The 22,568-nt window shown below is 35.4% G+C and carries 25 protein-coding genes; 22 read left to right on the plus strand and 3 right to left on the minus strand.

The window, feature by feature from the left end; genetic code table 11:
* Window positions 1–2 precede the first annotated feature (2 nt).
* Genes G415_RS0108335 through aroQ form a run of 5 tightly spaced genes read left to right on the plus strand, consistent with a single transcriptional unit; the run spans window position 3 to window position 4,067 of the window.
* The gene (locus G415_RS0108335) at window positions 3–1,127 is read left to right on the plus strand and encodes a pyridoxal-phosphate-dependent aminotransferase family protein (protein WP_022671225.1); all 1,125 of its coding nucleotides are present in this window, start codon (window positions 3–5) and stop codon (window positions 1,125–1,127) included.
* On the plus strand, window positions 1,120–2,028 hold the full coding sequence (locus G415_RS0108340) for an ATP phosphoribosyltransferase regulatory subunit (RefSeq protein WP_022671226.1): 909 nt from the start codon (window positions 1,120–1,122) through the stop codon (window positions 2,026–2,028). Before G415_RS0108335 ends, G415_RS0108340 begins: the two co-directional genes overlap by 8 nt.
* Window positions 2,028–3,293 (plus strand): adenylosuccinate synthase, encoded by a 1,266-nt coding sequence (locus tag G415_RS0108345; protein ID WP_022671227.1) that lies wholly within the window; start codon window positions 2,028–2,030, stop codon window positions 3,291–3,293. Before G415_RS0108340 ends, G415_RS0108345 begins: the two co-directional genes overlap by 1 nt.
* Before the next feature lie 3 nt (window positions 3,294–3,296).
* Entirely contained in the window at window positions 3,297–3,632 is a 336-nt protein-coding gene (locus G415_RS0108350) for a histidine triad nucleotide-binding protein (protein ID WP_022671228.1), read from the plus strand.
* A 3-nt stretch (window positions 3,633–3,635) separates the two neighbouring features.
* On the plus strand, window positions 3,636–4,067 hold the full coding sequence (aroQ, locus tag G415_RS0108355) for a type II 3-dehydroquinate dehydratase (protein ID WP_026939674.1): 432 nt from the start codon (window positions 3,636–3,638) through the stop codon (window positions 4,065–4,067).
* Here the strand turns inward: aroQ and G415_RS10870 are convergent.
* Genes G415_RS10870 through G415_RS10345 form a run of 3 tightly spaced genes read right to left on the minus strand, consistent with a single transcriptional unit; the run spans window position 4,045 to window position 5,882 of the window.
* Window positions 4,045–5,148, minus strand: a complete 1,104-nt coding sequence (locus G415_RS10870) for a formylglycine-generating enzyme family protein (protein ID WP_022671229.1) — start codon at window positions 5,146–5,148, stop codon at window positions 4,045–4,047. The two genes, aroQ and G415_RS10870, sit on opposite strands and share 23 nt — an antisense overlap.
* A 32-nt stretch (window positions 5,149–5,180) precedes the next feature.
* The gene (locus G415_RS0108365) at window positions 5,181–5,573 is read right to left on the minus strand and encodes an ATP-binding protein (RefSeq protein WP_022671230.1); all 393 of its coding nucleotides are present in this window, start codon (window positions 5,571–5,573) and stop codon (window positions 5,181–5,183) included.
* Between the two features lie 3 nt (window positions 5,574–5,576).
* Window positions 5,577–5,882, minus strand: a complete 306-nt coding sequence (locus tag G415_RS10345) for an STAS domain-containing protein (protein ID WP_022671231.1) — start codon at window positions 5,880–5,882, stop codon at window positions 5,577–5,579.
* 172 nt (window positions 5,883–6,054) lie between these two features.
* Between G415_RS10345 and G415_RS0108380 the strand changes: the two genes are divergently transcribed.
* The 17 genes from G415_RS0108380 to G415_RS10360 all read left to right on the plus strand — a co-directional run bounded on the left by G415_RS0108380 (window position 6,055) and on the right by G415_RS10360 (window position 22,478).
* Window positions 6,055–6,432 carry a hypothetical protein gene (locus tag G415_RS0108380; RefSeq protein WP_022671233.1) on the plus strand — a complete coding sequence of 126 codons (378 nt, stop codon included), beginning with the start codon at window positions 6,055–6,057 and terminating at the stop codon, window positions 6,430–6,432.
* Window positions 6,433–6,435: 3 nt separating this feature from the next.
* Window positions 6,436–7,365 carry a sialidase family protein gene (locus G415_RS11090; RefSeq protein WP_051129563.1) on the plus strand — a complete coding sequence of 310 codons (930 nt, stop codon included), beginning with the start codon at window positions 6,436–6,438 and terminating at the stop codon, window positions 7,363–7,365.
* Window positions 7,332–8,195, plus strand: a complete 864-nt coding sequence (locus G415_RS0108385; protein WP_022671234.1) for an aldo/keto reductase — start codon at window positions 7,332–7,334, stop codon at window positions 8,193–8,195. Before G415_RS11090 ends, G415_RS0108385 begins: the two co-directional genes overlap by 34 nt.
* Window positions 8,192–8,956 (plus strand): SDR family oxidoreductase, encoded by a 765-nt coding sequence (locus tag G415_RS0108390; protein ID WP_022671235.1) that lies wholly within the window; start codon window positions 8,192–8,194, stop codon window positions 8,954–8,956. Before G415_RS0108385 ends, G415_RS0108390 begins: the two co-directional genes overlap by 4 nt.
* Window positions 8,950–9,960, plus strand: coding sequence for a cytidylyltransferase domain-containing protein (locus tag G415_RS0108395; RefSeq protein WP_022671236.1), 1,011 nt, complete (start codon window positions 8,950–8,952; stop codon window positions 9,958–9,960). The genes G415_RS0108390 and G415_RS0108395 overlap by 7 nt, the downstream gene beginning before the upstream one ends.
* Before the next feature lie 89 nt (window positions 9,961–10,049).
* Window positions 10,050–10,922: an N-acetylneuraminate synthase family protein gene (locus G415_RS0108400; protein WP_022671237.1), complete on the plus strand. Its 873-nt coding sequence runs from the start codon at window positions 10,050–10,052 to the stop codon at window positions 10,920–10,922.
* Window positions 10,923–11,052: 130 nt separating this feature from the next.
* On the plus strand, window positions 11,053–11,232 hold the full coding sequence (locus tag G415_RS11210; RefSeq protein WP_202897988.1) for an ATP-binding protein: 180 nt from the start codon (window positions 11,053–11,055) through the stop codon (window positions 11,230–11,232).
* Between the two features lie 100 nt (window positions 11,233–11,332).
* Window positions 11,333–12,361: an ATP-binding protein gene (locus tag G415_RS10515; RefSeq protein ID WP_202897989.1), complete on the plus strand. Its 1,029-nt coding sequence runs from the start codon at window positions 11,333–11,335 to the stop codon at window positions 12,359–12,361.
* Window positions 12,362–12,682: 321 nt separating this feature from the next.
* Entirely contained in the window at window positions 12,683–13,585 is a 903-nt protein-coding gene (locus G415_RS0108415; RefSeq protein WP_022671240.1) for a hypothetical protein, read from the plus strand.
* Window positions 13,582–14,658 (plus strand): ATP-grasp domain-containing protein, encoded by a 1,077-nt coding sequence (locus G415_RS0108420; protein WP_022671241.1) that lies wholly within the window; start codon window positions 13,582–13,584, stop codon window positions 14,656–14,658. Before G415_RS0108415 ends, G415_RS0108420 begins: the two co-directional genes overlap by 4 nt.
* 185 nt (window positions 14,659–14,843) lie before the next feature.
* On the plus strand, window positions 14,844–15,329 hold the full coding sequence (locus G415_RS10880; RefSeq protein WP_022671244.1) for a class I SAM-dependent methyltransferase: 486 nt from the start codon (window positions 14,844–14,846) through the stop codon (window positions 15,327–15,329).
* Entirely contained in the window at window positions 15,326–16,117 is a 792-nt protein-coding gene (locus tag G415_RS0108435; protein ID WP_022671245.1) for a transketolase, read from the plus strand. The genes G415_RS10880 and G415_RS0108435 overlap by 4 nt, the downstream gene beginning before the upstream one ends.
* Window positions 16,114–17,031: a transketolase family protein gene (locus tag G415_RS0108440; protein WP_022671246.1), complete on the plus strand. Its 918-nt coding sequence runs from the start codon at window positions 16,114–16,116 to the stop codon at window positions 17,029–17,031. Before G415_RS0108435 ends, G415_RS0108440 begins: the two co-directional genes overlap by 4 nt.
* Window positions 17,013–17,762, plus strand: coding sequence for an SDR family NAD(P)-dependent oxidoreductase (locus G415_RS0108445; protein WP_022671247.1), 750 nt, complete (start codon window positions 17,013–17,015; stop codon window positions 17,760–17,762). The genes G415_RS0108440 and G415_RS0108445 overlap by 19 nt, the downstream gene beginning before the upstream one ends.
* A 26-nt stretch (window positions 17,763–17,788) precedes the next feature.
* On the plus strand, window positions 17,789–19,069 hold the full coding sequence (locus G415_RS0108450; protein WP_022671248.1) for an ATP-grasp domain-containing protein: 1,281 nt from the start codon (window positions 17,789–17,791) through the stop codon (window positions 19,067–19,069).
* Between the two features lie 284 nt (window positions 19,070–19,353).
* On the plus strand, window positions 19,354–20,568 hold the full coding sequence (locus G415_RS0108460) for an ATP-grasp domain-containing protein (RefSeq protein WP_022671250.1): 1,215 nt from the start codon (window positions 19,354–19,356) through the stop codon (window positions 20,566–20,568).
* On the plus strand, window positions 20,568–22,478 hold the full coding sequence (locus tag G415_RS10360; protein ID WP_022671251.1) for a glycoside hydrolase family 57: 1,911 nt from the start codon (window positions 20,568–20,570) through the stop codon (window positions 22,476–22,478). Before G415_RS0108460 ends, G415_RS10360 begins: the two co-directional genes overlap by 1 nt.
* Window positions 22,479–22,568 lie beyond the last annotated feature (90 nt).

The following is a 22,568-nucleotide window of genomic DNA, read 5'->3' on the forward strand; positions in this document are numbered from 1 at the left end:
AAATGAAAAGGTATCTGATGACGCCGGGTCCTACTCCTGTTCCAGAAGATGTGGCTCTTTACATGGCAAAACCCATCGTTCATCACAGAACAGACGAGTTTAAGAAGGTGTTTGATGAGACAAAACAGCTAATCAAGCGTCTATTCAAGACAGAAAACGAGATTGTTATGTTTGCATCAAGTGGAACAGGAGCTATGGAAGCCGCAGTTAGCAATGTATTGAATGAAGGTGAGAAGGCTATCTCTATAAATGCGGGTAAATTTGGCGAAAGATGGGGAAAGTTGATAAGGGCTTTTGGTGGAGTTAATCTTGAGCTGACTTATGAGTATGGTGATTATGCGAAGGTTGAAGATATAAAGGCTTTGATTGAGAAAAACCCGGATGTAAAGGCTGTTTATATTCAGGCGAGTGAAACTTCGACAGGCACATTTCATCCTATCGATGAGATTGGCTTGATGCTTAAAGAGAAGTATCCTGAAGTGGTTTTTGTTGTTGATGGTATAACGGCTTATGGTGCAATTGATGTTGAGACGGATAAGTGGAATATAGACATAGGCATAACGGGTTCTCAAAAAGCATTGATGCTGCCACCGGGTTTGAGTATTTTGTCTGTGAGCGAGAAAGCCCTTAAGAAGATAGAAAAAAGCAATAACAGGTTTTACTATTTTGATATCTTGGGTGAGTTAAAAGCCAAATGGGGTAACTATACACCTGCTGTCTCTTTGGTTTTTGGACTTAACGCTGCAGTTAAGAAGATTCTTGATGAAGGTTTAGAGAATGTTTTTAAAAGACATAAGTTGCTTGCAAAGGCTACAAGGGAAGCGGTTAAATCCTTAGGTTTGAAGCTTTTAAGCAGAAGACCTGCAGACTCTTTAACTGCCGTTTATTCTCCCGAAGGGATAGACTCATCTGAGATTATAAAGTTGATGAAGTCTTACGGTGTTGAGATATCAAACGGTCAGGCTCATCTAAAGGGTAAAATATTCAGGATAGCTCATCTTGGATACTTCGATAAAGCTGATATATTGATGGTGATTTCTGTTCTTGAAATTGCCTTGAAAAAGCTGAATGCAAATGGTAATTTTGGCGAAGGAATCAAAAGAGCAATGGAGATATTGAGTGAATAGAATACCGTCTGGTGTTGTTCTATTTTTTGAGCCTTTAAGCTCTATAAGAAGGGAAGCAGAAAATAAGCTTATCAGTCTGTTTAAAGATAGCGGCTATTCAGAGATAATAACTCCCACTTTTGTCTATGAAGATTCTGTGAGCGAGTTTCTATTTGAGCCACTGAAAAACAAGCTTTTTAAGATAGTTGACAAGAATAGCGGACAGACGATGATTCTAAGGGCTGATATAACGCTTCAGATAACCCAAGCTGTTATGCTTGGTGATTTTGATTTTCCCGTTAGGGTCTGCTATGCCCAGAATGTTTACAGAGATATAAAGGAGTATTTAGGTAAGAAAAGGGAGTTTAGGCAAGTTGGTGTTGAGCTGTTTGGTATAAAAGAGTTGGACGCAGATGAAGAGATAATATCGCTTGCTGTCGAAGGTCTAAAGAGATTAGGTTTTGATGATTTTTTTGTTAGAATAGGCGATACATACATATTAAAAGAACTTATCTCAAAATACAATCTTTCAAAAGAGAAAGCCGATAGACTTATGTTTCTTGTAAATAAAAAAAACTTATCTGATATAGAGAAAGAAGGTTATGAAGAAGGACTCATAAGTGAACTTAAAGAGTTGCAAGAGAGAAGTGGATTTGATAGAGATGGTGATGGTGAAATTTTCGAACTTGCAAAAAGGATACAAAAGAAGTTTGGATTGAGTGTGTTTTGCGATCTGTTTTATTGCGAGTATCCTATGTATCATCATGGCATAGCATTTGAGATTCTTGCAAAGGATAAAAAACTTGCCGTCGGCGGCAGGTATGGAAATATTACAAAACAGCTTGGAAAGTATATTCCGGCTACTGGTTTTGCTATAAATTTAGATGAAGTAAGCCAGATTCTCTTTGAAAGGAGAAAGTGATGAACAGGCTTGTTCTTGGTGCCCAGTGGGGCGATGAAGGAAAAGGCAAAATAGTTGATATCTTAACCGAAGAAGCAGATGTTATCGTTAGATATCAGGGTGGAAGTAATGCAGGCCATACGGTTTGTGTTTCGGATAAAACATTTATACTACACTTAATTCCTTCGGGAATTTTGCATCCAGAGAAGATTTGTGTAATAGGCAACGGTGTTGTTATAGACCCAAAAAGCTTTCTTGAAGAGAAACAGACACTTGAAGATTTAGGTATTGATATCGGTGAGAGATTGCTGATTTCAGAAAAAGCTCATCTTGTTATGCCTTATCATAAGGAGTTTGATGCAAGAAGGGAAGCGATACTCGGCAGTAGTAAAATTGGCACAACAAAAAGGGGGATAGGCCCAGCATACACCGACAAACATGCGAGAATGGGCATAAGGGTTTGCGATTTATTGAATTTGGAAGTGTTGAAAAGCAAGATAGAAGAGAATGTTAAAGAGATAAATAGGTTATGTGAGCTTTATGAGATAGAGCCGTTCGATGCGGGTAAGATTTTTGATGAGTATAGGGATTATGCAGAGAAGCTAAAGCCTTACATAAGAAACACGGTTTACTATTTAAACGGCGTTTTCAAGAACAAAAGAAACATACTTTTTGAAGGTGCTCAAGGTTCTATGCTCGATGTTGATTTTGGCACATATCCGTTTGTTACATCGTCTCACCCGACTGTTGGCGGAGCATTTACTGGCACAGGCCTGCCTTATAAGGCTTTGGATTCTGTTGTGGCTGTGGTTAAAGCTTATACAACAAGGGTTGGAAATGGGCCGTTTCCGAGTGAGTTAACTAATGAGCTTGGTCAAAAGATAAGGGATAAAGGCGCAGAGTATGGTGCGACAACAGGCAGACCGAGAAGGTGCGGTTGGCTTGATTTGGTTGTTGTTAAATATGCTGCAATGATAAATGGTGTTGATGAGATTGCCTTAACTAAGCTTGATGTTTTAGATGGGCTTGATGAGATTGAAGTTTGTGTTGGTTATGAGTATGAAGGTAAGAAGATAGGATACATACCTTCGCAGCTTGAAGAGTTTGAAAAGTGTAAGCCGATTTACAAAACATTTAAGGGTTGGGATTCAACAAAGGGTGTGCTTAATTATGATGATTTGCCAGAGAATGCAAGGAAGTATATCGAGTATATAGAGTGGTTTGTTGGTGTTAAGGTAAGTATTGTCTCAACGGGTGCAAAAAGGGAAGAGACAATAAGGAGGTAATCCATGTGTGTATTCTGCAAAATCGTGAATGGTGAGCTACCAGCTGATAAAGTTTATGAAGATGAGAAGTACATGGCTTTTAAGGATATAAATCCAAAGGCTCCTGTGCACATCTTGATAATTCCTAAGGAGCATATTGAGTATCTTGCAGATATAGACGAGACAAACAAACATATAATTGCTGATATGGCTGTTATTGCAAACAAGATAGCCAAAGAGCTTGGTATAGATAAGACAGGCTATAGGGTTTTGATAAACAATGGACCAGATGCCGGCCAGGAAGTGTTCCATATACATATGCACTTGCTTGGCGGCAAGAAGATGGCGTTTACGGTTTAGAAGATGAAGATTCTTGTTATAAATGGACCTAATTTGAATCTACTGGGTGAAAGGGAAAAGTCTATATATGGTGATATCTCGCTTGACTCAATAGAGCAGCGTCTTATAGACAAGGCAAGGATGCTCAATGTGGAAATTGAGTTTTTTCAGTCTAACTCAGAAGGTGAGATTGTAAACAGGATACAGGAAAAGGATTATGATGGAGTTGTGATGAATGCTGCAGCCTATGCGCATACAAGCATAGCAATAAGGGATGCACTCCTTGCCGTCTCTGTGCCGTTTATTGAAGTTCATATCTCTAATGTTTACAAAAGGGAGCCTTTTAGACATAACTCTTATTTGTCAGATATAGCTTTGGGTGTTATTGTTGGGTTTGGTATTTATGGCTATGAGTATGCATTGGATTATCTTGTTAAGGTTCTAAGACGAGCCTAAAACCAATAAACTCTTCCCTTAAACCCGGCAGATAATTGCTTCGAGCTGAGAGTCTGTTGTCTTCAAAGGCGTTAAACCAGTTGCCACCTCTTACTACCTTTACTAAGATGTAAGGTGTTATATATACAGGGTCTTTCTTGTTGTTCATGTATTTGTATGCTTTATTGTAATAGGTGTCATAGCACCACTCTGCAGCATTGCCCAACATGTCGTATAGCCCAAAGTTGTTAGGTAGGAAACTTCCTACGGGTGCTGTTCCTACATAACCATCTTTGCATGGGAAATGCTTTTTTGAAACCTTGTATTTGTTTAGTTTATTGTAGGCTGTCTCGTCGTAAACATTGGCATATTTGCATGCATCTTTTGGGTTTGTCCAGTATGTGTCTCTTTTTAGGCCTGCTCGTGCTGCATATTCCCACTCTGCTTCGGTTGGCAACCTATAAACTTCACCGGTTTTTGCTATAAGCCACTTTATATATTGTTGAACTTCGTCCCATGATACATTAACAACAGGCTGATTGGGTTTATCAAGTGTGTATAGTTTACTGCTTCCACTGTCATGTTTTGGGTCAAACATCCAAAATTGTTTGTTTGTTACTTCATATTGTCCTATAAAATATCCACTTAAACAAACCTTGTGCTGTGGTTTTTCGTCTTTTCTTGCTAACTTATCATTTGGGTTTGCTCCCATCATGAAGCATCCACCAGGTATATAAACAAACTTCATGCCTAAGGCGTTTGTATAGTGGGTTGGTCTTACAAGCAAAGACCATTTTGAGTTGGCAGGCAAACCCTTTGGGAAATCTTTAAAGACATCCCAGTATATTCTCTTGTTGTTACCAACATTTACAAGGCCTATATCTCCCTGCAAGTGCAGGTTTCGTGTTGTGTATATCTTGCCATCCGGTGTTTTTATTTCTATGCCAACAACAGCTTCCTGATTGGGATTACCTATAAGGTCGTAGTAAAAAACCAAGTAATTGCCGTCTTGTTTAACCTGAGCATTTTGATACTCTAAAGCAAAAGCGTTATTATGAAGACTAAATATAATTGCTACTAAAAGAAAAACAAGCCTTCTCATTTTATTTTAATTCGGCCAATTTCTGAAAATCTTTATATGTTTATCTTTAGAATGTTCATTCCGTTTACTCTTTCGTATGACAGTTTTTTTGCAAAGTTGAATACGAGAAACAGACCAAGCCCGCCTTCTTTTCTCTCTTTTAAAGGTAATTTGTTCTCTTTTGTTTTATACTTTGTCGGGTCAAATTCACCGCCATCGTATTCGATAATTAAGATTATTGTGTCTTTGTCTAACTCTGCTTTTACATTTGTATATGTTGCGTTGAGTTTTGTTGCGTGAAAGAAAACATTTGTAATTAGCTCTTCATAGATCAGTCTAAAGCGATAGCATAATCTCTCATTGTTTATTATTTTACAAGCCTTATCGGTAAACAGAAGTGCTTTTTCCAAGTTTTCCTTCTCTAAAGTAAATCTATCTTCTATCATTTTTTATTCCATCTTTTTTAAAAACGAGTAAAATCCAGAGATTTTTAACACTTCATCGACCATGCTTTTTGGTTTTGAGATATAGGCTGAAAATCCTTTGGCGTCAACCTTTTTTGCTGCCATGAGAAGAACCTGAAGGCCTGCTGAGCTTATATATTCAAGTTTTTCAAGGTCAAAAATGATATCACCTTCAAAAGAGTTTAGCTGATTTTCTACTTCTTTGTATATCTCTTCGGCATTCAAAGAGTCGAGACTTCCTTCTATCGATATTGTGAGTTTGTTATCTTTTGTTTCGAAATTAACCCCCATTGCTCCCTCCTTAACTGTTCGGTGAATTCCTACGCTTAATTCTATCATAAATCATAATCTGTTTAAAGTAAAGATAAGTCAAGGTATTTGAATTTTTGATCAATTAGGCCATTTTATATAAGGAACGATTTTTGCTTAAAATTAGAAAGAATTTTGTGGAAAGGAGTTGTTTATGAGAAAGTTTATTGGTTTATTGATTTTTGTGTTGGTTTTGACATTTACTTATGGATGTAATTCTAAAACAGAAAGACATACTTTGAAAAAGAGCGTTATTAAAAATTATGGCATACTTGTTGGGCTTGTTGAAGTTTATGGGAAAGATGTGTACATCGTTTCTAATTATACTTCTCGCTCAAGGGTGAGTTATTATGTTGAAGGTAGACTCAAAAACGATATTGCAAGACTCAACGGAAAGGTTGTAGAAGTTAAAGGTGAAACTCAAAGAATAGGCTGGTCAGGAACTATTAAGGTTGAGAAAATCATTAGGGTTATAGGAAGTGCAGAAGAGAAAGACTTTATTTACAAGGGAATTCAACCGAAAGGCAGGTAGGTTATGATTTTGGCAAAGAAGGAAAAGGGCAGATATAAAGCGTTTCCGACTGTTGTAAAGGTTGAAGATAAGATAATTGTTGCCTATAGAGATGGAGAAACTGAAATTACAAAACCGCACGGCAAGAATGGCAAAGTAAAAATTTTGAAAAGTAAGAATCTTAAAGAGTGGACAGAATTTGACACGCCGTTTAACGATAATGAGCTTGATGCTATACTTTCCGGTCCTTTTGATGATGAAATTATTTTGGTTACGAGAAGTTTTGAGTACAAAAAGAGAAATGAAAGTTATGTTTCGAGATTTAAAATAGATAGTCTGCCTACAGAAAGAAGTAAAGTCCAGATAGAAAATGTTGTTTTAAGCGCATTTTTTGGCCATATGTTTGAGTTTGAAGGAGAACTTATAGCTTCGGCTTATGGTTTGATTGATGGTGTTCCCTTACCTTTGGTTTTGTCGTCTTCTGACAAAGGAAAAAGCTGGAAATTTAAAAGTGTCGTAGCAAGTAAAGATTTTGAGCCAAAACTGAATGAGATGTCCATAGCGAACTTGAATGATAGGTTTATAGCTGTAATTAGATCTTACACTGATACCTATGACCTTTTTTGCTCTTTTAGTGATGATTTAATCCGCTGGAGCAAGCCAAGAAAGCTTGATTTTGTTGGTCATGCGCCGAGTTTAAGAAGTTTATCAGATGGCAGAGTCTGTATGTCGTTTAGGGATTTAAATGAATCTCTGCCAGGATTTGGTTTGGCTATAACAGAAGATGGCAGAAAATGGGAAAGAATTAAAATAGGAAGTTATACTGGCGGTTTATACGAGGGTGGATATACGGACTTTGTTGAGCTTGATGATGGCAGACTTTTTGTTGTTTATTACACCTGTGATGAGGATAATGAGCCATGGATAGAAGGAAAAGTTATATCTCTAAGATAGGCATAGGCACCGCCCAGTTTGGTATGGATTACGGTATAAACAACCGCTCGGGTAAGGTTTCTGAAGGTGAAGTCTATAAAATACTAACCTATGCTTTAGAAGTGGGTATTGACCTTTTGGACACGGCTTCAAGCTATGGAAAAGCCGAAGTTGTATTGGGTAGTTTTGATGATATAGATAGATTTAAAATTATTTCGAAGTTTTTAGATAATGAAGAACCAGAATTGAGCTTAAAAAAGAGCTTGAAAAGGTTGAATGTAAAAAATATTTATGCGCTTTTGGCTCACAGATTTGAATCTATTAAAGACAATAGTGTTTTGGATAAACTCAAGGATTTAAAAAGAAAAGGGTTGGTTAAAAAAATTGGAGCTTCTCTTTATTATCCTTATGAACTTGAGTATATTTTGAAAAACAGTATTGACATTGACTTAATTCAAGTGCCCTATAATGTGTTTGATAGAAGATTTGAAAAATACTTTCCCGTTTTAAAGGAAAAGGGTATCGAAATTCACACAAGGTCGGCTTTTTTGCAGGGTTTGTTTTTTATAAAGTCAGAGAATCTGCATAGTTGGTTTGATAGTGTTAAGGATAAGATAAAGTTAATACAAGAATATGCCGATAAAAAGGGAGTAGAGTTATCTAAGCTTCTGCTTGTATGGGTTTTGAGAAATGATTTTGTTGACAAAGTAATTATTGGAGTTGACTCATATGAGCAATTTTTGAGTAATATTGATTTAAATGATGAAGTTTTTGAGCTTGTTGATTTTTTGGATGATTTTTCTGTTAATGATGAGAAAATAATAGTTCCATCATTATGGAGACTAAAATGAATGTCATGGATAGTTTTAGGCTTGATGGCAGGGTAGCTGTTATTACAGGTGGGTATGGACATCTTGGAAAAGCTATGAGTATGGCTTTGAAAGAAGCAAATGCTAAAGTTTTTGTTGCTGGAAGAAATAAAGAAAAGTTTTTGAATGCTTTCAATGACACCGACATTAAATTCGTAGAAATGGATATTTTAAATACGAAAAGTATCAAAAATGCATTTGAAACTATTGCTTCGAAAGATAACAAAATAGACATTCTCATCAACAACGCCGTAAACCTTGCTTGGGGTGATGCATTCATGGATGATAAGACTTGGAATAGTGGCGTTGATGGTGTTTTGAGTAGTGTTTTTAGGTGCATTAGAGAAGTTGTTGAGTTTATGAAAAATGGTGGGAGTATAATTAATATCTCATCGATGTATGGTTTTGTCTCACCAGATTTTAGAATCTATAAAGGCTTTGAAAACTACACAAACCCGCCGCATTACGGTGCTGCAAAAGCAGGAGTCATTCAATTGACTAAATATTACGCAGTAAGACTTGCTCCAAAGATAAGGGTAAACTGCATATCACCAGGGCCTTTCCCGTCTAAAGAAGTGCAAAAGTCAAAAGGCTTTATTGAAAATCTAAAGAATAAGGTGCCTTTGGGCAGAATTGGTTTACCTGATGAGCTAAAAGGTGCTGTGGTGTTCTTGGCGTCTGATGCTTCATCGTTTATAACAGGACATAATTTGATTGTTGATGGTGGGTGGACAATATGGTGAAAAATGAAAGAGTTGTTGCATTTATAGTCGCAAGACTTTCATCGTCGAGATTACCTAAAAAGCATCTTAAAATGATAGGCGACAGAAGAATGATAGATTGGACTATTTACTTTACAAAACAAATTAAACACTTAGATGAGATAGTAATAGCCACAACGAACGAAGAAGAGAATCGAGAGCTTGTTGGTGTAGCAAAAGAGCACAATATAAATATCTTTCTCTACGATGGAGATGTTGATGATGTTGTGGGAAGACTTACAAAAGCCGCGATAGAGTTTGACGCTGATGTTCCAGTTTTGGTTAGTGGAGATTGCCCTTTAATATGGCCTGATGCAACAAACAGAAGGATTGAAAAAATTTCGGAAGATAAAGAACTTGATTATGTTGGTTTTTGTCAGAAAGATGGCAAGTATCCGATTCATTCAAGTGTAGGTGTTTTTAGAAAAAAAGCATGGATTTTGGCTGATAAATTATCGAACAAGTCCAATTTAAGGGAGCATCATTTTCCTATTATAGGATTAAAGAAAGATTTATTTAAGATTGATTGTATTTTGTGTGATGATATTTTTTATAAGATAAATCATAGAATTTCTGTGGATACGCTTGCTGATTTGGAGTTTATGAATGCCGTATTCAATGAACTTAAAAAACGGGGTAAAGGTTTCAGTTTAAGAGATGTGGTGGAATTGTTGAGTGAAAAACCGGAACTTATGGAAATAAACAAGGATGTGCATCAGATAAGAATAGATGAGAGACCTAAAAAGGCTCTATTTATTGTTGAAAGCGATGAAAGTCTAAATTTATTTTTTGATATAGCTTACGATTTAACGAAGAAGGGAATGGGTGTTAGATTTTATTCAAAACATAGGAATATCAAAGATAGTATTATTTCAAAAGGTTTTGGGGTTATAGAGAACATTGAAAAGGCAAAATATGACTTTGTTATCAGTGATAAAAAGATGAATTATGAGTGCCCAGATGCTTCCGGGGTGAGAAACTTATAGAAAAGAATGGAAGAATATCTGTTTAAGGGCTAAGGTAGTGGGAAAATTAATTAGAATGGGGTTAAAGAACTAGTTTAGACGAGGAATTTATGGATAAGGTCAAATTCATTGCTGAGGTTTCCAGTAATCATAATGGAGATTTGGATAGATGTTTAAGGTTTGTGGAAGCAGCCAAAGATTGCAGTTGTGATGGTGTCAAGTTTCAGCTATTTAAGATTGAAGAGCTGTTTGTTCCTGAAATACTCACAAAGAGTGAAGAACACAGGAAGAGAAAGAAATGGGAATTACCCATTGAATTTTTACCCGAAATATCAAGGAAGTGTAAAGAGCTTAGCATAGAGTTTATCTGCACACCTTTTTATCTTGATGCTGTTGATGAGTTAGAGCCTTATGTTGATGCTTATAAGATAGCATCTTATGAACTTTTGTGGCATGATTTGTTTAGAAAATGTGCAAAGACTGGCAAGCCTGCGATAATTTCAACAGGTATGGCGACTCTCGATGAAGTCAAGTCGGCTGTTAATGTTTTAGTTAAAGAAGGTTGCAATGACATAACCGTTCTCCAATGTACTTCAAGTTATCCTACACCGCCAGAACAGTGCAATCTATCCGCCATTGAAACTATGAGAAAAGCTATAAAAGTGCCAAAAGGTGTAAATCTTAAATTTGGTTGGTCTGACCACTCTGTGAATGAAGGCGTGATTTTAAGGGCGATTCATAAGTGGAATGTTCAAATGGTTGAGTTTCATTTTGATTTGGAAGGTGAAGGTGAAGAGTTCGGCTTTGGTCATTGTTGGCTACCTGATAGGGTAAGAAGGATGATTCAGATGGTAAAGGATGGTTTTTTAGCCGATGGAGATGGTAAAAAGGAGCCGCAGCCAAATGAAATAGATGAGAGACTCTGGCGAGCAGACCCAGAAGACGGCTTAAGGCCACTAAAGAAAATAAGAAGTCAGTTTTAAGCAGGAATTTATAAAATTGTCGATATGTTACTTAATTGGTTGAATGGTTTGTGTTGAGAGTTTGACATTCTAATCACTGCAATATATATTGCAGTAATGATGGTTGCAATTCAAAGTGATAAGGTAAAGTGTGAAGTTTTATGATAGAAAACCCGAATTAAGTATCTTAAAAAGAGCAAAAGAGCTGTCTGAAAAATCGTCTATTATGACCTTTGTAATAGGCAGAAGAAGGGTGGGTAAAACTCGATTGATAAAAGAAGCTTTTAAGGACGACAATTTAGTGTATTTTTTTTGTATCAAAAAAGAATGAAAAACTGTTGTGCGAAGAATACTCTTCTATCATAAAAAACACCCTAAACACAAAAATCATCGGCAAACTTTTATCATTCAAAGATATTTTTGAATATATTATGATGATAAGCAGAAGAAGACAGATAAACCTTGCGATAGACGAACTTCAGGAATTTATGAGTATAAATCCGTCTATATATTCCGAGATGCAGAATGTATGGGATTCATATAGAGAAAATAGCAGGGTTAACCTTATTTTGTCTGGTTCTATATATTCTATCATGCACAAGATTTTTGAAGATAACAAAGAACCTTTGTATGGAAGGGCGGATAAAAAGATAGTTCTTTATCCTTTCGATGTAAATACACTGAAAGAAATATATAAGGACTACGAAAAATTTGACCCATACAATTTTATAAGCTTTTACGCCATTACCGGCGGTATAGCAAAGTATGTTGAATTGCTATGTAAAGAACAATCTTTAAAATTTGATGAAATGATTGATACGGTAATTTCTGACGGCTCGTTTTTCTTGAGCAAAGGAAGAGATGTTCTCATAGATGAGTTTGGGAAGGATTATCATAACTATTTTTCAATTTTATCTTTAATAGCCAACTCAAAAACATCAAGGAGCGAAATTGAAAGTATTTTAGAAAAAAGTGTCGGTGGCTATCTTGAAAATCTTGAAAAGGAATACATGATAATCAAGAAAATACGCCCAGTGTTTTCTAAGGAAAAGACAAAAAATATTAAATATGTTATAGACGATAACTTCCTGAATTTCTGGTTTAGATTTGTATATAGAAACTCATCCGCCGTAGAGATAAAAAATTTTGATTATGTAAAGAGATATATAAAAGAAAACTTTAACACCTTTTTGGGTAAAGTTTTGGAGAGATATTTTAAAGAAAAGCTAATGCTTTCTGGCAGATTTTCGTATATAGGCTCTTACTGGGATGAAAAGGGAGAGAATGAGATTGATATAGTTGCTTTAAACGAGATGGAAAAGCATGTCTTGATTGCGGAAGTTAAAATGAATAAAGACAGAATAAACATAAACACCTTAAAGCGAAAAGCGGAAAAAATTTTTCCTTATTTAAAAGGGTATGAAATAGAATATAAAGGTTTTAGTTTAGAAGATGTATAAATAATGCTAAGACAAGATTGGTTTTTATGTTGTGCATTGAGTTTTCTTTTATTTGATGAAAAGAAGCTGCAAAGACATTGCCGTTTTTCATATCCTATATTGTTGAATCTGAGCAACCTGGCTGACATGGATAAAAAGCCCGACGAACCAACCCGGAAAATAGCTTAAAATCGTTGAGCAAGACAAAAAAGTTGGCTTTATACCCTTTTGTTAAAATATAGTAAAATTGGTTAATGTAGTCAACAGTTAAATGACGGTGTCGAATTTATTGTTTATAAGGAATGCATCTTGCTAAAAGAAATATGAGCGTGGAGATGGATTATGTTTAAAATGGATTTGAAAGTTATAAAAGACAATTACTGTAAACTTTTGGGTAATAGTGTAGTTTTAAAGCTTAAAGCGTCTGAAGATGTGGGTCTTGGTCATCTGTCTCGGATGATAACACTTGCAAGCTTTATAAAAGAAGAGCAAAGAGATGTATTGTTTGCTATAAACGATTTCGATTATGCAAAAAAACGATTAAAAGATGAAGGGTTTGAGTTTGAAGTTAATCGGTTCGATAACGATGAGAGATTTGTTGATTATTTGATTGAGAAATATAAACCAAATACGCTTGTTATTGATGAAAAGCAGTGTTATTCAAAAAGTTCATTGCTAAAATGGCAAAAGTCAACAAAAATAGTCATAATTGATCATGTTTGCGAAAATTACAGAGTTGTTGATAAAATCATCGTACCCAATGCTCACTTCCAACCCAAAAAGTATGCAGGGTTTAAGAATATAGAATGGGGCTGGAATTGGGTTTTGATAAATAGGGAAATTTTGAAGTTAAAGCCGAAAGAAAAGCTACCCGAAAAGATAAATAAGATTGTTATTACAACAGGCGGCTCAGACCCAAAAGGGATGCTGTTTGATATAATTGATAAAATTAAAAATACCGACAAAGAAGTTTTGATTTTAATTGGTGATTCGTTTAAGCATCGTGAGAGATTAGAAAAATTAGACTTGCCAGAGAATTTTAAGATTGAGCCGTATCATCCGACTAAATTGTTAAAAGGCGATGTGGCAATTGCCACATTTGGTGTAAGTGTTTATGAGTTGATTTATTTAAATGTGCCTGTGTATTGTGTGGGACATACGAAAGAGAATGAAGAAGGGTGTAGGGTGTTGGCTAAAAGGTGTGAGATGGTAAGAGAATTTTTGAAATGGTATAGGAAAATATGATAAGCCAAAAAGACATAATTGTGAGTGTTGGAGCTGGTAAGAATCAAATCCCATTAATAAAAGAAATACGTAAGCAAGGTTATAAGTGTTTATCGTTCGATAGAAATAAAAATGCCGAAGGGTTTTTAATATCAGACTATTATGCTCCTATAAGTTCTTATGATTTTAGGAGCATAATTGAGTATATAGAGAAGAATGGTTTTGCCGATAGGCTTGCTGGTGTGTTAACAAGGTCAACAGGTATGCCAGTTTACTCTACTGCCATGATAGCGAAACATTTTAACCTGAAATATATAACTCCAGAAATAGCGAAGCTTTTAACAGACAAATCTTTATTAATAAGAAAACTAAATGAGTTGAACATTCCGTCCCCCAAGTTAATAATTAGTGATGGTTCTATACCGGATGATGTTGAATTTCCCGTTTTTGTTAAGCCGTCAAAAACAATTAAGTCACATGCTGGAATGTCGTTGTGCTTTAATGAGTTTGAACTGAAAGAAGCAATAGCTAAAGCTGTAGCAGTATCTGACAATGGAAAGGCTAACATCGAAGAATATTTAACTGGCTATGATATTGTTTCTATAGATTTTGTTAATAATGGAAAAATTTTTCATGTTTGCTACTTAGGAGAGCTAAATAAGGGCAAACCTGATTTTGTTGGTGCTGGCTGGTATATTCCACCTGAAGATTTTACTTTTGCAGTAAAGAAGACTGTTCATAAGTTTGTTGAGGAGCTCAGTATAAAGAATGGTTTTTTTCAGATAGCTACGAAAGTAAGCAAAGATTTTCAGCATGCCAAAATATATGAAATTCATGGAGAGATAGGTGGTGATTACACTTCTGATGTTTTTATACCTTCATGTTTCGATGGATACAATTTATTTAAGGAGAATATAAACTTTGTTTTAGGTAAACCTTTGGAAAAAACAAAACTCAAAAAGAAGTGCGCTATTATTTTTGATTGTAATCAGAAGGGAAGGTATGAAATAGCTTGTTTTAAAGGTTGGAAAGAGCTCCTGAAATTTGTGGGAACCAAGCGACAGGAAGGAATATATTTCTGTAATGATGATTAAATTTACTCTGTTATTAGATTGGAAATTGAAAATAGTTGATGGGGTAGGAATTGAAAGTTTGTTTGAAAGAGAAGAGTAAAGGTAGGGATTAAAAATGGATTTGAAAGAGCTATGCCAGAAAAAGGTGTCAGGAAAAGATAAATATGTTTCGTTATATCTAAATAAAAGAAATAGTAGGCTGTGATTTGAAAGGCGTAAACATAGATTTAGGAAGCGGTGATAAAGGGTTTAGTGAATATTGCAAGAGTATAGAAATAATTTCTTATCCATGTGATTATCCTAACTTTGATATAGAAAAGGATTCTATTCCTCACGAAAGTGAGAGTGTAGATTTTATTACAATGAATGCAGTCATAGAACATGTAGAAAATCCAAGTAATATTCTTAGTGAATCATTTAGAGTTTTGAAAAAAGGAGGGTTTATTTTTATAAGAACTCCTAATTGGAAAATGGATTGGAAAGATTTTTATAACGATCCTACGCATGTAAAGCCTTATTCGCCCGAGACATTAAAAAACACATTAGAATTATTCAATTTTGATGTTATTTTTCTGGAGCCAGGATTGATTGAAAAAAGTTGGTTTTGGAAATTGCCTAATTTTTTAAAGTGGAAAATAGCGGCAATAATAAAAGGTGGAACTAAATCTATTATAGCGGTAGGTAAAAAATGAAAGGAATTTCTAATAAAATTAGGAAGCATTTACTTATGTCTATCTACCACGCTGGTTCTGGTCATCCTGGCGGTTCTTTATCTGTCGTTGATATTCTGGCTTATCTTTACTTTGAAGAAATGAACATAAAAAGCCCTGATGACCCTGAAAGGGATAGATTTATTTTGTCTAAAGGCCATGCATGTCCTGCTTTGTATGCTGTTTTGGCTCTAAAAGGATTTATATCTAGAAGAGAATTATGGAGACTTAGAGAAACTAATGCTCTGCTTCAGGGCCATCCAGAAGTTGGCATTCCCGGAATTGAAGTTGCTTCTGGTTCTTTGGGTCAGGGTTTTTCTGCTGCTTTAGGTATTGCACTTGGAGCAAAAAGACTGAATAAAAAATTTAGAACCTATGTTATTTTGGGTGATGGTGAGTGCAACGAAGGTCAAGTGTGGGAAGGTGCAATGTTTGGAGCCTTTCATAAGCTTGACAATCTTGTCGCAATTGTAGATTACAACAACCTTCAAAGCGACAATACCTGTGATAATGTTACGGCTTTGTCTCCATTGGTTGATAAATGGAAAGTATTTGGATGGCATGTTATTGAGATAGATGGGCATAATTTTGAACAGATAAGAAACGCGTTTAGGGAGGCAAAATCTGTAAAAGGTAAGCCAACCTGCATCATTGCCCATACCATAAAAGGCAAGGGTGTTTCTTTTATGGAGAATAATCCTGCATGGCACGGCAGTAGAGGGCTAACAAAAGAAGAGTTGTTGCAGGCGTTAAAGGAGCTGAAGTCGTGATACCACTAAGAGAAGCGTTTGGAAAATATTTATTAGAGTTGGCGGAGAGGCGAAAAGATTTTTTTGTGCTTGATGCCGATGTTGCAGGTGGAACATTTACGCATTGGTTTAGAGATAAATATCCTGATAGATTTGTGCAGTGTGGTATCGCAGAGCAAAACATGTTTGGCGTAGCTGCAGGACTTTCAACGCTTGGGATAATACCGATAGTTTCAACCTATGCGATTTTTGCATCCTTAAGAGCAATAGAGCAGGCAAGAAATTCAATTGCTTATCCTAATTTTAATGTAAAGATTATAGCATCTCATCCTGGAATTGATGTTGGGCCGGATGGTGCAACTCATCAAGCTATTGAAGATTTGGCTGTTTATAGGGCAATTCCTAATTTTGTTGTCTTGTCGCCCGCCGATGAGATAGAATTAAAAAAATGTTTGGATTTTGCCTTAGATTATAAAGGTTCTGTTTATATGAGAACGGGAAGAAGCCCTGTGCCAAACATTCATGAGCACAATTATGAGTTTAGATTTAAAGAGCCGAATGTTTTGAAAGATGGCGATGGTATTGTTATTTTTGCAACAGGTATCGAAACTCACAGAGCCTTAAAGGCAGCTGAAGAATATAATGTATCCGTTGTTAATGTCCCAACACTTAAACCTGTGGATAAATATAGTTTTGCTGAAATTCTAAAAGGCAAAAAGTTTGCAATAACTTGCGAAGACCACAATATAATTGGCGGTTTGGGTTCTCTGATTGATTCTATTGTTGCAGAATTTGGTTTACCTGTAAAGGTTGTAAAAATAGGAATTATGGATAAGTTTGGTAAGTCTGGAGACCCAAAAGAGCTTGCTGAAGTTTTTAAAATAGATGAAAAGGCCATAAAAACGGAGATAAAAAAATGCTTAGAACAGCTTTAATAACTGGTGGTAGTCGTGGAATTGGAAAAGCAATAGTTAAAAGGTTGGCAGAAGAAGGTTATAAAGTTGCTTTTACATACAGAACAAACAAAGAATCTGCTTTAGAATTAGAAAAGCAGTTAAGCAAAAAAGGTTATGGTGTAAAATGCTTTTATCTTGAGCAATCAGAAAGAGAAAGTGTTAAAGAGCTAATAAAGTCTGTTGCAGAATATTTTGGTTCAGTTGATATTCTTGTAAATAATGCGGCTATGTCTCAAGAAAAACCTTTTGAAACTATAACAGACGATGACTGGGAAAAGATGTTGAAGGTAAATCTTCAAGGACCTTTTATGCTTATACAAGAAACTTTACCTTTTATGTTAAAGCAGAAATGGGGAAGAATAATAAACATAACATCCATCGGCGGTCAGTGGGGTGGTTTTAATCAAGTCCATTATGCTGCATCAAAGGCAGCTTTGATAAATCTTACGCACTCTATCGCAAAGATTTATTCAAGATATGGTATAACATCAAACGCAGTAGCTCCGGGACTTGTTGAGACTGATATGTCTGCTTATGAGCTAACAACCGAAGCAGGTAAGAAGAAGGTCGAAAATATACCTGTTGGTAGAGTTGCAAAACCTGAAGAAGTGGCGGCAGTTGTCTCATTTTTAGCAAGTGAAAAAGCAGCTTACATTACAGGTCAAACGATTAATGTGAATGGTGGAATGCTATTTAGTTTCGGAGTGTAGCAAAATAAATAAAACGAGGTGAATGAATGGATAAAGCGGTTTATTTGATAGGGGTTGGAAAATTAGGGTTAAGGATTTTAGAGTGGGCAAAAGAATTGGGGTTGAAAATAATTTTAACAGACAAGAATAAAAGTGCTCCAGGATTAGGTCTTGCTGATGAAGTTCTTATAGCTGATGGTTCTGATGTTGATGCACATCTGCAGTTTTCGGAAAGAATAAAGAGAAAGTATAGAATAGTTGGGGGGTATTGTAGTGGAGAATTTTGCATAGAGACATTAAATAGGGTTCTCAGTTTCTTTGGTGTAAAAGCCAATGACAATGAATCTGTATACAATGTATTAAACAAGGAGAGGATGAAAAAAATATGGGAGATAAACAACATTCCTACTCCAAAATGGGTATGTTCAGATGATAAAAGTGAGATAATAGATTTTATTAAGTCTAATTCTGAAGTGATTATTAAACCATCAAAAGGTTCTGGAAGCAGGGGGGTTAGGTTTGTAAGAACAGAAACAATGGAAGATTTTTACCATGAATATAATACGGATTTGGGAAAAATTATAGTTGAATCTTTTATAAGGGGGCGTCAAATAGATGTAAATGGAGTGTATATAGATGAAATTTTTTATCCCTGTGGCGTTCTAGAAAAATTTATTACACCTCTTCCGAATTTTCTGCCGATAGGAGGATATGATCCAGCAAATATTTCTGAGAGAGAAGTTGTAAAAGTTTATGATTTGTTAGATAAGGCATGTAGGGCTATAGGAATAAAACATGGACCTGTCAAAGGGGATTTTATCAGGACTGACGATGGAAAATATTTTGTTTTAGAAGTTTCAGCGAGGTTTCATGGTAATGTTACAACAGTAAATACCTTACCGTTTGGTTCAGGGATAAATCCTATAAAATTTTATTTTAATTATTTAGCAAAAGAAGAGATAGATATTTCTTTTCTTAAAAGTGAAGATAGAAAGTATGCTACATGGAGAGTATTAGCTTTTCCGCCAGGCAAAGTTATTGATATTCAATGGCCGTCTGAGATCTCTGATAAAATAACGATGTTGTGGTTTAATGAGAAATGCAAACGTAGTATTGATAAATATGTAGATACGACAAAAATCCCGGGATATATTTGTGCGTATGGTAATGACAAAAATGATGTTGAGAATTTATTGATTGATTTTTTCTATGAATCTCGAATCAATATTTTGCCAGATAAAAGTTATATAAATTGGTACAAAAGTATAGGAAAAAAGATAGAAGAGATAGGTTTCTCAAAGAAAGGGTGTGGTTTTATAGAAATATAACAAATTTGGAGATATAAAGAGTATGGTAGCAGTTGTTTCGTTTCTGGTAAGTGAAAAGGCATCTTGCATAACCGATCAAGCAATAAATGTAAATGGTGGAATGCTGTTTAGCTTTGGAGTAGCTTAAAAGCTAAATCAACCAATAGGAGCTTAGGGAACATCGAACAGACTCCTAAAGAAGCTTGTTGGCTAAACAACAGCTTAGGTAAAATGAGATTCTTCTGTTCCCTTGAGTTTTATCATGATGTTGAATTATTTTACAAGAAATGTTGGTAGGAGTGTAAATGAATTCCCTTCTCATTCTTGGAACAGGTGCTGACCAGATTTTTGGCATAAAAAAAGCAAAAGAAATGGGTTTATATACAATCGGTCTTGATGCAAATGCCGAATCCTGTGGTGTTAAGTTGGTTGATGAGTTTCATCAGGTAAGTGTAAAGGATTTAGAAGCTGTTGAAGGATTTGTTAGAAATTATAAGGGTAAGATTGATGGTGTTATAGCATTTGGTGTTGATATACCTGAGATTTTAGCAAAGGTTGCAGAAATTAGGAGTTTGCCTTTTTATACAAGTTTTGAAAAAGCCGCTTTATCAAAAGATAAGTTTCTTGCAAAAGAGATTTTGAGTAAATATGGCGTAAGGTTGCCTAAGTATAAAAAAATCGAAACATTTGAAGAACTTAGGAAAGCAATAAAAGAGTTTGGTTATCCTGTTGTTTTGAAACCTGTCGACAACAGCGGCGCAAGGGGGGTTTTAAGACTAACCCACAAGACAGATTTAAAATGGACCTATGAGTTTTCGAAGAGTTTTTGCTCTAAGGATTACTTGATAGTTGAGCAGTTTTTGGATGGCTTGCAGATTAGCTCAGAGAGTTTTGTTGTTGATGGCAGAGTTTATACAATCGGACTGTCAGCAAGAAATTATGAATTTTTGGAAAAGTTCTCACCTTTCATTATAGAAAACGGTGGAGATTTGCCGCCTGATTTGGATGATAGTCAAAGAGAATTGATCGATAAAGAGATTAAAAAGTGTGCCGAAGCCTTTGGTGTGAAAAACGGCGTTATAAAAGGAGACCTTGTTGTAAAAGATGGCAAGATTTTTGTTATAGAAGTTGCTTTAAGGTTGTCAGGCGGACATTTCTCTTCTGTTGAAATTCCAATGAATACGGGTGTTGATTTTTTAAAATATGCAATTTTGATAGCATTAGGCGAAAAAATTGATACAAAAGTGTTGGAGTATCAATCTAAAAGATTTGTAAGCTTGCGTTATATCTTCCCGTATAAGAAGGGCATTATAAGAAAGCTTAAGTTTCCCGATTGGATGGAAAATGATAAGAATGTTGTTGCAAAGGGCTTTTATTTTAAGGAAGGTGATATTGCAAACTATCCTGTTAAGTCTCACCCAGAAAGATTGGGCTATTTTATAGTTGTTGCCGATAAAAGAGAAGAAATTGAGAACAAGATAGATAGAGTTTATAAAGAGACAGTTGTAGAGATAGAGTAATGCTTAATCTTTATCTTATTTTCCACCTAAATCTTATGTATTCTTCAATCGAAGAAGAGCAGAGAAAAGATGTAATTAAAAAGTGCTATTTTCCTTTGCTTGATATTGCCGAAAATTTTGCGCCTGTTGGCATAGAAGCAACTGGGTTGACGCTTGAAATAATAAACTCCATTGAGCCATCCTGGATCGATAAGTTAAAGAAGCTTGTTGAGCTTAAAAGGGTTGAGTTTGTAGCAAGTGGTTATTCTCAAATTATTGGCCCGTTGATGCCAAAGGTTTTGAATATAAAAAACCAGGAGATTGGACTTGAAGTTTACAAAAGTCTTTTAGGGATAAAACCGAAAATTGTTCTTGTAAACGAAATGGCTTATTCTAAAGGACTTGTTGATATTTATGCTGATTTTGGATTCAAAGCTTTTATTATGGAGTGGAATAATCCTTATAGGTTTCATAAGGAGTGGGATAAAGAGATTAGATACTATCCTTGCATGGTTGAAGGAGTAAGAAAGAATCTGCCTGTCATCTGGGCTGACTCAATAGCGTTTCAGAAGTTTCAACGATATGCACACGGAGAGATGTCGCTTAAGGAGTATGTTGAATATATTTCATCGCACAATTCGGAAAAACCGAGATTCTTTCCTTTGTATGCTAATGATGCTGAGATTTTTAACTTTAGGCCAGGAAGATATAAAACGGAAGGTTTGGTGGAACATGATGAGTGGAATAGGATTAAAAGGCTTCTGTGTGTTTTAGATAAAAAAAAGGAGTTTGAGTTTGTTTTGCCTTCTGAGTTAACTGAACATGTGATTAATAAAGCCATACGACTTGAATCGCCTCAGCAACCTATTCCTGTGAAAAAACAGGAAAAATACAACATAAACCGTTGGGCTTTGACAGGTAGAAATGATTTGGAAATTAATACCGATGTCTTTAGGCTTACAAAAGCCTTGATTAGTGGCAATGCAAACAATGAAGAGTGGAAGAAACTTTTGTATTTTGCATCGAGCGATTTTAGAACGCACATAACAGACAAAAGATGGAAAAGGTTTAGGCAACGGATTGAAAGGTTTAAAGAAAAGTTTTCTGTTTATATTGAGCCATTAAGTTTACCTTTGAAAGAGATTGAAAATTTAAAGGTTAAAAACGACAGGTTTAATCTTGAGATTGAAACGGACAGTATAGGTTGCGTTTTTAACAAAATCAAGGGTTTAACGGCAAAAAGTGTTGTATTTAAGGATATTTCAAATAAGCCTTTAATTGGCACGATTCAGCACGGCTATTATGATGATATTTCGCTTGGAGCCGATTTCTTCTCATTTCATAGTATTATAGAAAGGCCAGGTGAACATAAATTTACGAATTTAGGTGAAACTGAGTTTGTGATTGAGCAGAGTGATGATTTTGTGAAAATAGAAGATACACAGCAGGATAAAGGGATAGTTTTCAAAAAAAGTGTTTGTATTCTGAAAGATGCCATAAGGATTGGCATAAAAATTGAGCTTCCAAATAGAAAATTGGCAAGGATTCACCCATTCAATATAACATTTATTCCTGATGCATGGGATAGGGAGTCGCTCTTTTTTGCAACACACAACGGCTCGGATAAAGAGATTTTTTATCTGAAGAATGTTGAAGTTAATCATGCAGAGAGTTTATCTGCTTTAATATCTGCCAAATACGGGCTTGGCGCAACAGAAGGTATAATGTTTATTGGTGATAGATACAAGACACTTCAAGTTATCCATAACCCATTAAGAAGCGCTTTGATTCCTTTTGTATTTTTTAAGCCTATGAATGATACATTTTTCTTAAGACTCGAATATTCAGCCTGCGAAATGGATGATACATTTAAGGAGAGTAAAGAGTCTCAGAATATAGAGTGTGAGTTTATTATTAGAGCGGCAAAATAGTAAATTTATCATATCATTATCGTAACATAATATGTCAGATTATCAGAAGTTTGTATAAATTGATTATCGGTGGATTGTTTTGTATAATTT

This window comes from Hippea alviniae EP5-r (assembly GCF_000420385.1).
GTDB classification, from domain to species: Bacteria; Campylobacterota_A; Desulfurellia; order Desulfurellales; family Hippeaceae; genus Hippea; species Hippea alviniae.